Origin of the sequence: Yoonia sp. (assembly GCF_017854415.1) — a bacterium.
GTDB lineage: Bacteria > Pseudomonadota > Alphaproteobacteria > Rhodobacterales > Rhodobacteraceae > Yoonia.
Genome location: NZ_JAFMHR010000109.1, coordinates 1 through 10,311 on the forward strand (window position 1 = coordinate 1; position 10,311 = coordinate 10,311).

General features: G+C 54.2%; 9 protein-coding genes. 3 read left to right on the plus strand and 6 right to left on the minus strand.

The window, feature by feature from the left end:
- The first annotated feature begins 76 nt into the window (after nucleotides 1-76).
- The gene (locus QZ197_RS12095) at nucleotides 77-865 is read left to right on the plus strand and encodes a hypothetical protein (protein ID WP_296432245.1); all 789 of its coding nucleotides are present in this window, start codon (nucleotides 77-79) and stop codon (nucleotides 863-865) included.
- A 50-nt stretch (nucleotides 866-915) separates the two neighbouring features.
- Here QZ197_RS12095 and QZ197_RS12100 read toward each other — a convergent pair whose 3' ends face one another.
- The 6 genes from QZ197_RS12100 to QZ197_RS12125 form a co-directional block, all read right to left on the minus strand.
- Nucleotides 916-1,344 carry a F0F1 ATP synthase subunit epsilon gene (locus QZ197_RS12100; protein WP_296432246.1) on the minus strand — a complete coding sequence of 143 codons (429 nt, stop codon included), beginning with the start codon at nucleotides 1,342-1,344 and terminating at the stop codon, nucleotides 916-918.
- Nucleotides 1,345-1,362: 18 nt separating this feature from the next.
- Nucleotides 1,363-2,787: a F0F1 ATP synthase subunit beta gene (atpD, locus tag QZ197_RS12105; protein ID WP_296432247.1), complete on the minus strand. Its 1,425-nt coding sequence runs from the start codon at nucleotides 2,785-2,787 to the stop codon at nucleotides 1,363-1,365.
- A 23-nt stretch (nucleotides 2,788-2,810) separates the two neighbouring features.
- Nucleotides 2,811-3,683, minus strand: coding sequence for a F0F1 ATP synthase subunit gamma (locus tag QZ197_RS12110; RefSeq protein ID WP_296432249.1), 873 nt, complete (start codon nucleotides 3,681-3,683; stop codon nucleotides 2,811-2,813).
- Between the two features lie 24 nt (nucleotides 3,684-3,707).
- Complete coding sequence (atpA, locus tag QZ197_RS12115; protein WP_296432250.1) at nucleotides 3,708-5,243, minus strand: F0F1 ATP synthase subunit alpha; 1,536 nt, start codon at nucleotides 5,241-5,243, stop codon at nucleotides 3,708-3,710.
- Entirely contained in the window at nucleotides 5,244-5,804 is a 561-nt protein-coding gene (locus QZ197_RS12120) for a F0F1 ATP synthase subunit delta (protein WP_296432251.1), read from the minus strand.
- A gap of 369 nt (nucleotides 5,805-6,173) precedes the next feature.
- Nucleotides 6,174-6,533, minus strand: coding sequence for a DUF2793 domain-containing protein (locus QZ197_RS12125; protein WP_296432252.1), 360 nt, complete (start codon nucleotides 6,531-6,533; stop codon nucleotides 6,174-6,176).
- A 151-nt stretch (nucleotides 6,534-6,684) separates the two neighbouring features.
- On the opposite strand from QZ197_RS12125, the gene galE reads away from it, so the two are divergent.
- Together galE and QZ197_RS12135 are read left to right on the plus strand one after the other, a co-directional pair.
- Nucleotides 6,685-7,701 (plus strand): UDP-glucose 4-epimerase GalE, encoded by a 1,017-nt coding sequence (gene galE / locus QZ197_RS12130; protein ID WP_296432253.1) that lies wholly within the window; start codon nucleotides 6,685-6,687, stop codon nucleotides 7,699-7,701.
- 564 nt (nucleotides 7,702-8,265) lie between these two features.
- The coding region (locus tag QZ197_RS12135) for a calcium-binding protein (RefSeq protein ID WP_296432254.1) at nucleotides 8,266-10,311 on the plus strand (2,046 nt) is incomplete at its 3' end.

A 10,311-nucleotide genomic window follows, 5' to 3' on the forward strand; every position in this document is an offset into this window, starting at 1 on the left:
AGATTTGGTTAATAATTAACTGATAGCTAATCCTTAATATTTTGGAAACGCTAGGGTCGGTTTTATTATGCCACGTATGTTTGTTCTTTTTTTGTCGGGTTTGGTACTTACCATGGGACTGTCAGCATGCGGCGGCGGCGGTGCGAGTACATCAGCCAGCAATCCCATCTCTGGCGGTGGAGGTGGCAGCGGATCCGGCGGGGGCGATGGTGGCGATGGTGATGGTGATGGTGATGGTGGCGGAGGGGGCGAAGAGCCATTTGTCACCGCTTTTCGTGTCCTTGATGTCGCCGATCCAGATGGTGTCTATACTACCTTCTTAGCCGAGCAGAATGTCGTTTTCGGAAATGCTATCCAAGGTGGCGTCACGCCGATGAGTGGCCTACTCTCTTCCTCCAACATCCCGCCATCGGGTAATCTGGACTATGAGGGGTATCTGATCCTCCTTGTTGGAAACACCGATGCTGCCGTAGGTGCTAGCATCACAGGTGAAACAATGATGTCCGTCGGGGTCATAGATCGCACGGTTTCGGGAAGTGCCACGGGATTCCTTGGCAAACCACCTGATGAAAACGGTGTGCCACAAGTCGTCAGCTATGAGGGGACAATCGATTTCTTGAGCGGCACACTGACCGAAGGACCCAGCGGCGAAGCTGCAATTTCGTTTAGAATTTCCGGGACTCTTGACGATGCGGTCAACACGTTCGTCATCGACAACACGCTTTCGGGCACACTCTTTGGTCCAGAAGGCGCGGGCCTAAACGCGCGCCAGATTATTGGTGGCTCGAACAGTACCGTAAATGGCGCGGTCGCATCTTATGATCAAGCGACACTGCGTGGCGTGCTTCAACCAGCCCCTCCATAAATGCAAAAGGGCCCCGCAATGCGAGGCCCTTTTACTAATTTTTCAAAAGCTTAGCTCTTGGTCATCAGACCAATGTGCCCGCCCATTGCTACCATATCAGACAACAGCTTTGCTGCGTCATCAACTGGGCCCGGCTCGTTCTTGAAGGTCTCTTGCGCGCGGCCATAAGCAGCTTTGGCATCTTCGACCATCTGCTCATAAACCTCTTGCGTGACCTCTGCCTTTGGCAGGGCCTGCTCGGCCAGAACCGAAACGCTTGTCGCTGTGATCTCGGCGAAACCGCCGGATACCACATACGCGTCAGAGCCGCCGCTGTGAACCACGGTCAAGATACCGGGGCGCAATGTTGTGATGGTCGGTGCATGGTCAGCCATTGCTGTCATGTCGCCATCTGCGCCCGGGATCTGAACCTCGGTCGCCTCGACCGACGCCAAACGGCGCTCGGGCGAGACCAGATCGAATTGTAGGTTTGCCATCATAGGCTCCTTACGGTTCTATTAAGCTGCGGCTGCAGCCATTTTCTCGGCTTTGGCTTTCACGTCAGCGATACCACCAACCATGTAGAAAGCACCTTCTGGCAGGTGATCGTATTCACCCGCAACAACCGCCTTAAAGGACGCGATTGTTTCTTCCAAAGGAACCTGCACACCGTCAGAGCCTGTAAAGACTTTGGCAACGTCAAACGGCTGGGACAAGAAACGCTCGAGTTTGCGTGCGCGTGTCACGGCCAGTTTGTCGTCTTCTGACAATTCGTCCATGCCCAAAATCGCGATGATATCCTGCAAGGATTTGTAACGCTGCAGAACTTGCTGCACGTCTGTTGCCACCTTGTAGTGCTCTTCGCCGATGATCTGTGGATCAAGCAAACGCGATGTGGAACCAAGCGGGTCCACAGCCGGATAGATGCCTTTTTCAGAAATCGCACGGTCCAGAACAGTTGTCGCATCAAGGTGCGCAAACGATGTCGCTGGTGCTGGGTCGGTCAAGTCATCGGCAGGCACGTAAACGGCCTGCACGGACGTGATCGAACCGGATTTTGTCGAAGCAATACGTTCCTGCATCGCACCCATGTCGGTGGCCAGTGTAGGCTGGTAGCCAACAGCAGAAGGAATACGGCCCAAAAGCGCCGAAACCTCGGAACCCGCTTGTGTAAAGCGGAAGATGTTGTCGACGAAGAACAGAACGTCGGAACCTGTGTCGTCGCGGAACTGCTCGGCCAAGGAAAGACCTGTCAATGCAATACGCATACGCGCACCTGGAGGCTCGTTCATCTGGCCGTAGACCAGTGCAATCTTTGACTTCTCAAGGTCATCAGGAACGATAACGCCAGATTCGATCATCTCGTGGTAAAGGTCGTTACCTTCGCGTGTACGCTCTCCAACGCCCGCAAACACGGACACACCAGAGTGCACTTTGGCGATGTTGTTGATCAGTTCCATGATCAAAACTGTCTTACCAACACCCGCACCGCCGAAGAGGCCAATTTTACCACCCTTTGTGTAAGGCGCCAAAAGGTCGATTACCTTGATACCTGTCACAAGGATTTCTGTCTCGGTGGACTGGTCAGCAAATGCTGGCGCTTCACCGTGGATCGAACGACGCTCTGTCGCTTTGACCGGGCCCTGTTCGTCAACCGGATCACCGGTCACGTTCAAGATGCGGCCCAAAGTGCCATTACCAACAGGAACCGTGATCGGTCCTTCAGTGTTGATCACTTCTTGGCCACGGACCAGACCTTCGGTCGCGTCCATCGCAATTGCGCGCACTGTATTTTCGCCAAGGTGCTGTGCCACTTCAAGCACAAGTTTCTTGCCGTTATTCATAGTCGTCAGCGCGTTCAAGATCTCAGGAAGATCATCGCCAAACTGAACGTCTACAACGGCGCCAATCACCTGCGTGATTTTGCCTTTTGCATTAGCCATGTTTCGTCTCCGGTTCTGTCAGTCTAAAGCGCTTCCGCGCCCGAAATAATTTCAATCAGCTCATTGGTAATGACGGCCTGCCGCGAGCGGTTGTACTGGATGGTCAGCTTGTCGATCATCTCGCCAGCGTTGCGGGTCGCATTGTCCATTGCGGACATCCGCGCACCTTGCTCAGACGCTGCATTTTCAAGCAGCGCAGAAAAGATCGCAGTTGCCACACCACGTGGCAGCAAATCCGCGAGGATTTCCTCTTCACTTGGCTCGTAATCGTACAATGTGACTTCGGCGTCTTCGGCAACTTCAAACTTTGCAGGGATAATTTGCTGCGCAGTTGGATGCTGCGTCACCACATTTTCGAAACGCGCAAAAAAGATCGTCGCGATATCGAATTCTGCAGTGTCAAAGCGTGTCAGCACGTCTTTTGCGATGCCTTGCGCGTCGATATAGCCTAGCCGCTTAACAGCAGACAGATCAACGTGGCCGACAAAGTGATCGCCCAAGTCGCGTTTGATCGCATCGCGGCCTTTTTTGCCGACGGTCAGGATTTTTACAGTCTTTCCCGCAGCCAACAGCTTTTTCGCATGCGCTTTTGCAAGCTTGGCGATGTTACCATTGAAGCCACCGCAAAGGCCGCGTTCCGCTGTCATAACGATCAGCAGGTGCACTTGATCGCTGCCCGTACCGGACAACAACTTTGGTGCAGCTTCTGATCCAGCAGAACCCGCGGCAAGCCCTGCCATCACAGCGTTGAAACGCTCTGTGTAGGGGCGTGACGCTTCGGCTGCTTCTTGGGCGCGGCGCAGTTTTGCTGCCGCGACCATTTGCATAGCCTTCGTAATCTTGCGGGTCGACTTGACCGACGCGATCCGATTTTTAAGATCCTTAAGATTAGGCACGTGTTCGTCTCCTTACCTTAAGAATTAAGCGAAATCGGCTGCGAATGCGTCCAAAGCGGCTTTGATCTTTGCTTCGGCGTCGCCTTTGATCTTCGGATCTTCTTTGGTGATCATCTCAAGCACATCAGACGCATTTGTACGCAGATGCTTGAGCAAACCAGCCTCGAAGCGGCCCACATCAGTTACGGCGATCTTATCAAGATAACCTTTCGTACCGGCATAGATCACGCAGACGATTTCTGCGGTCGTCAGTGGCGAATACTGTGCTTGCTTCATCAGCTCGGTCAGACGCGCACCACGGTTCAGCAACTGCTGTGTTGCGGCATCAAGATCGGAACCGAACTGCGCGAATGCAGCCATTTCACGGTACTGCGCAAGCTCAAGCTTCACAGGACCAGCAACGGACTTCATTGCGTTCGTTTGTGCAGACGAACCAACACGTGAAACTGACAGACCAGTGTTCACCGCAGGGCGGATACCTTGGTAGAACAGTTCGGTTTCAAGGAAGATCTGACCGTCGGTGATCGAAATAACGTTTGTCGGGATAAACGCAGACACGTCACCACCTTGGGTTTCAATGATCGGCAGCGCCGTCAAGGAACCAGAACCGTTATCTTCGTTCAGCTTTGATGAACGCTCAAGAAGTCTGGAGTGAAGATAGAAAACGTCACCAGGATAAGCTTCACGCCCTGGTGGGCGACGCAGAAGCAAGGACATCTGGCGGTAAGACACAGCCTGCTTGGACAAGTCATCATAGATGATCAGTGCGTGACGACCGTTGTCGCGGAAGTGCTCTGCCATCGCTGTTGCGGCGTAAGGTGCCAAGAACTGCAAAGGTGCGGGGTCGGATGCTGTCGCAGCCACAACGATTGAATACTCAAGCGCGCCGGACTCTTCGAGTTTCTTAACCAGCTGCGCAACTGTTGAACGCTTTTGGCCGATCGCCACGTAAACGCAGTACAGCTTGTCATATTCTTTAGTTGCAGCGTCGTTGTACGACTTCTGGTTCAGGATCGTATCCAGCGCCACAGCAGTTTTACCTGTCTGACGGTCACCAATGATCAGCTCGCGCTGGCCACGGCCAATCGGGATCATCGCATCAACGGACTTCAGGCCAGTGGCCATCGGCTCGTGAACGGATTTACGTGGGATAATGCCAGGGGCTTTGCCGTCAGCAACCGCACGCTTTTTCGCGTTGATCGGGCCTTTGCCGTCAATCGGGTTACCCAGACCGTCAACAACGCGACCAAGCAGTTCGTCACCAACAGGCACGTCCACGATGGAATTCGTGCGCTTTACGGTGTCGCCTTCTTTGATGTCACGGTCTGAACCGAAAATAACGATACCGACGTTGTCAGTTTCGAGGTTCAAAGCCATTCCGCGGATACCACCGGGGAATTCGACCATCTCACCGGCTTGTACGTTATCTAGGCCGTAAACGCGGGCAATACCGTCACCTACGCTAAGTACGCGGCCAATTTCGGCCACTTCGGCTTCTTGGCCAAAGTTTTTGATCTGGTCCTTTAGGATCGCAGAGATTTCAGACGCTTGGATCGCCATTTATCCGACCTCTTTCATTGTGTTCTGGAGTGCGTTGAGCTTGGAGGCAATCGACGTGTCGATCATCTTAGAGCCCACTTTTACGATAAGACCGCCGATAATGCTTTCATCGACGGTTTCTTTGATGGTAACAGATTTGCCCGCTTGGGACTTGAGTGTTTGCGCCAACTTTTCAGTCTGCGCCTTCGTGAGCTTCTTTGCAGAAGTCACTTCGGCTGTGACTTCGCCACGCGCATCCGCCAGCATATCTTGCAAGACGGCAATAAGTTGCGGCATCACAAACAAGCGGCGCTTTGCGGCCAAAAGCGCCAGCACATTGCTTGTGGTGTCAGAGAGTTTCATTTTCTTCGCGACAGCAGCGATCGCAGCTGCCTGATCATCACGGCTATAAAGCGGTGAATTCAGCAATGTGCGCAGATCTTCGCTTTCAGCCATTGCCGCTTCCAAAGCAGCGACATCTGATTCGAGCGCCTTGATGGCCTTGCCTTCAGTGGCGAGGTCAAACACAGCGGTTGCATAGCGCTTGGCGATGCCTGTCGAAATACCAGCAGTTTCGGACACGTGTAGCCTTCCGATATCTTGGGCCCAGTCTCATTGATACCCGAAGATCGGGCAAAACAAGAGGGCAATTTGGTTGGCCCCCGCTTATGCGAGAGCAGCAAAATCTTGCGCGATGTAACAGAGGCCCGTTGGCGTCGCAAGCACCCAGCGACAAGTTTCCGCCCCTTATCGTCGCATATGGGGTCGTCGGCCCCCTTGGCCAGCTTTTCCGCCGCAAAAGTTGGCGATCTTTCAGGAGTTTTGGCTTGCATGGCAAAAAAGGCGCATGACCAATCTGGTCAAACGCCTCCGTTTCGAGTGTCTTCACTGTCAGTCGATGCTAACGCGGCGGCAAAAACTGTCGTTTTAGCATGCGAGGCTAGAATCGCGTCAGGACGCCGCAGCGATCGACGCAATTGTTTGCCACCCCCCACCCGTCCTGACTTTGAGGTCAGCGTCATCTTTACACCACGCCGTCCAACCTTCTTGCGGGGCAACAAAAAGCCAACCACCGCCGCGCCAAGATGCAATCATCCCGTCCTTGCCAGCCCAAGCACCCGTCGCAGGTGCGCCTAGCGCCCAAGATTGACCGTCGATCGGCGATGAAGCCGGAACAGTGGCCGCCACTCCTTCAAGCGTCAGCTGCACAATCATATCCAGCAACTCGATTGCTTCGTTATGCGTGACGTGCTTTTGCGCCTGCGCCGGCATGATGAATGGTAAAGACAGGTTCGGAGTTTCATTTGACATGTGCGTTGCAACCTTCCGGAAAGGGGTTAAATCGCGCCAACCTTCGCATTCATAGCTGAATGAACCCTTGCAGCACCGTGCGCACTGATCTGGCCGTTGAACCGCGCCGACAGACTGCCTAGTCTCCAACGGAATTAATGGAGACAACTATATGCGCGTTTTGGTCACCGGTGGTGCGGGATACATTGGCAGTCACACACTGCTGGAACTGATGGCGCAGGGCCATGTGGTCTGCGTGCTCGACAATTATGCGAACGCGACCCCCACAGTCCTGAACCGCGTGCGTGCCCTTTCTAACGGCCAAATCACCGATTTCGTCGGTGACGTACGTGATGCCAAAAAACTGGACGAAGTGATGGCAGCATTCGCCCCAGAGGCCGTGATCCATTTTGCGGGCCTCAAGGCCGTTGGTGAAAGCGCGCAAAAACCGCTCTATTACTATGATGTAAACATCACAGGTACGCTGACGCTGCTACACGCAATGGAGCGCGCTGGCTGCAAGCGCATCATCTTTTCGTCCTCTGCCACCGTTTATGGGGAACCGCAGTATTTGCCCTATGATGAAGCCCACCCAACAAATCCCATGTCGGTCTATGGCCGCACAAAGCTGATGGCAGAGCAGATTTTGACGGATTGGGTCGCGGCGCACGCAGACCGCACGGCCGTGCTGCTGCGGTATTTTAATCCGGTCGGCGCGCATCCCTCGGCTGACCTTGGCGAAGACCCGCGCGATATTCCAAACAACCTGATGCCATTTATTGCCCAAGTTGCCATCGGCAAACGGGACGTGCTCGAGGTGTTTGGCGATGATTATGACACGCCTGATGGCACAGGATTACGCGACTATATCCACGTCGTTGATCTGGCGCGGGCACATGTCGCGGCTCTTGGCTATGCCGCTGTGCACAATGGCGCACGGCCCTTCAACATTGGCACAGGACAGAACTACAGCGTGCGCGATATGGTTGCAGCGTTCGAGATCGCGTCAGGGCGCAATATTCCCACCAAGCAAAGCCCGCGTCGGGCAGGTGATGTGGCAGCAATGCAAGCTGATGCAAGCCGTGCCAACGCAGAACTGGGCTGGCACGCAACGCATGGCTTAGACGACATGGCTGCAAGCACATGGGCGTGGCAATCCAAAAACCGCAATGGGTACGATACTGACTAGGGTGATCTGTTTGGTCGCATCGCCATGAGTTGTATCGAATTTTAAGCAGTTTCTGTGGGCTGAAAAAACCGCACAGCGACCATCAAATCGCAATGCCGCCCGTTATTTGGAACAACAGTTAGGGAGAGGCATGAGACAAGCCAAAACCCGTGCGCCGCGCACCTAATCCTTCGCGCTTCGATTTGCACAATATCCGCTGTATCCCAAGACGATGCGGGCACGACCTGATCTTCTAACACTCCGGCAAACATGGGAAAAACCGCAATGGGTGCCAGCGCAAAACCCTAGACTGGATCAGATAACATTCCGCGCAAGCACCAGGTTTTGAGCTACGCCTGCAGTGCTCTTGCGATGTCATCACGACCAGTTAAAGATTTCTGATTCCAGGGCTTCGAGCGAGGCTCGTTCAAACTCAAAGTGCTTTTGAGGTAATTGTATCGTTTTGTTGAATCAATTGCGCGCCAAGCTCCACTTTGGTGACTTGCATGGTTCACGTACCAATCCCCCGAGGGTGCCAAAATACCCTGATATTTTGACGACCATTGGTTCCGGGGGGGGGCTTTTATGTCAACACTCAACTTTACCGGCTTCGCCGTGTCCGGCGATAGCGTCGGCCATTCGCGCATTACCGACTTGGCGCTGGTCATGGTCGGCGGATCAACGCATCTGTATAGCACGACACGCTATGACGGGGTTCTTCAACATTGGGACATTCGATCTAGCGAGATTGAACTTGGGGATAACCGCGCCTTTGAGGGCCCATTGCAGGCTGGCGCAGTAAGCGGGTTGGCCACGATTTCTTTGGGGTCTTCAACAGGCATTCTAACAGGCGGCGCACAAAACGGGGATCTACAACTGGTTAGTTTGGGCGGAACGGGGGCGTTCACAGCAGCAAGTGCGCTTACGACGCTTCCCCCCACGTTTCATGGATTTCAACACGCGAGCACGATCGCGTTGCCCGATGGCACACAAGCCGTCTTTGGTGCGCTCGCTGGCGCCATTGGTATTGGTCGCATGCGGTTCACTGACGAAGGTGCTTTGATTGGTCATACTGTCCTACAAGACCCAACGGCAAATACTGCGTCGCAAATTACCGGCACCACCTACGTCACGATAGCAGGACAGGTATTTCTGCTAAGCATCAGTGCCAACCAGAACGGCCTGACCAGTCGCAGCGTCACCGCTGATGGCACGCTAACAAACGTGCAATCAATTGGGACTAGTGACGGCCTTTGGATCGATGCGCCAACAGCCATTGCGACCGCCTTTATCGGTGGGAAAACCTACGCGATTGTGGCCAGCGCCAACACCGACAGCCTAAGCGTCGTGGAAATCGCGCCCGACGGCAGCATGGCCGTGCGCGACCATTTGATGGACAGCCGCGAAACACGCTTTGGAGGGGTGACCGCGCTGGAAATCGTTGAAAGCGACGGCAAGACATATGTTATCGCAGGTGGGGCGGACGATGGTTTGTCGGTGCTAATGTTACTCGATGGCGGCTTGTTGGTGCACCGCGCAAGCATCGAGGATACGGTTGACTACACACTTGATAACGTGAGCGCATTGGCCGCAATCCGGCGTGCCTCAGGTCTGGATATCTTTGTGGCAAGCAGTTCAGAGGCAGGCATTTCACAGCTACACTATGAGACTGGCTTTGCCGGAATCACAGCGACTGCCGTCTTTGCGGGCGGTGCTTTAACTGGCACAGCGGGCAGCGATATTTTACAAGGTCATAACGGCGCAGATGTCATCAACGCCGGTGCTGGCGCAGACATACTACGCGACGGTGCGGGTGGTGATATCATGTCGGGAGGTGCTGGCGCAGATTTGTTTATTCTCACTGCCGATGGCAAAGCCGATACAATCACGGACTTCATAGTTGGAGAGGACAAGCTTGATTTGTCGCTTTGGCCAATGCTGCGCGATATTAGCCAGCTCTCTATTTCAATTCGTCCTGACGGAATGCAAATCGTATATGGACCAGAAACCCTGATCGTCCAAAGCGCAGATGGTGGTGCAATCGACTATCGCAGCCTGCAAACCTCGGACTTGATTGGTGGGTCACGTCTTTCGTCGATCATCGTGCCTGGCTACCCTGGTCCTGCAAAACCAACACCCGATAGCAACCCATTACCCGACCCCGCTGCGGATCAAGGCGGGCCGAACAATACGCTGACACCTTTGCAGATGATTGCCGTCAATAACATTGACGCCTTGCGTAATGCGCTTGGTGATCAAGGCTCGGCCATAGACGGCTTGGTTATCAACGGAATGAATCAACCTGAAAGCTTCACCTGCAGTACCGGATTCGATCTGATTTTTTCAGGTGGCGGCAGCGACAGCGTTATGGGTGGCAGTGGCGACGATATTCTTTTTGGTCGCGCTGGCGATGACTTCCTTTCAGGCGAAGCCGGTGCCGACACGCTAAAAGGCGGCGCAGGTAACGATATTCTGTCAGGCGGCGATGGCCAAGACCACTTGAATGGCGGCGCAGGCGACGACCAGCTTTCAGGTGGTTTTGGGGATGACACCCTGATTGGTGGCGCGGGCGCGGACACGTTTATTTTCAATGGTGGCCGCGACACAATCCGCGACTTCACATCGGGCGAA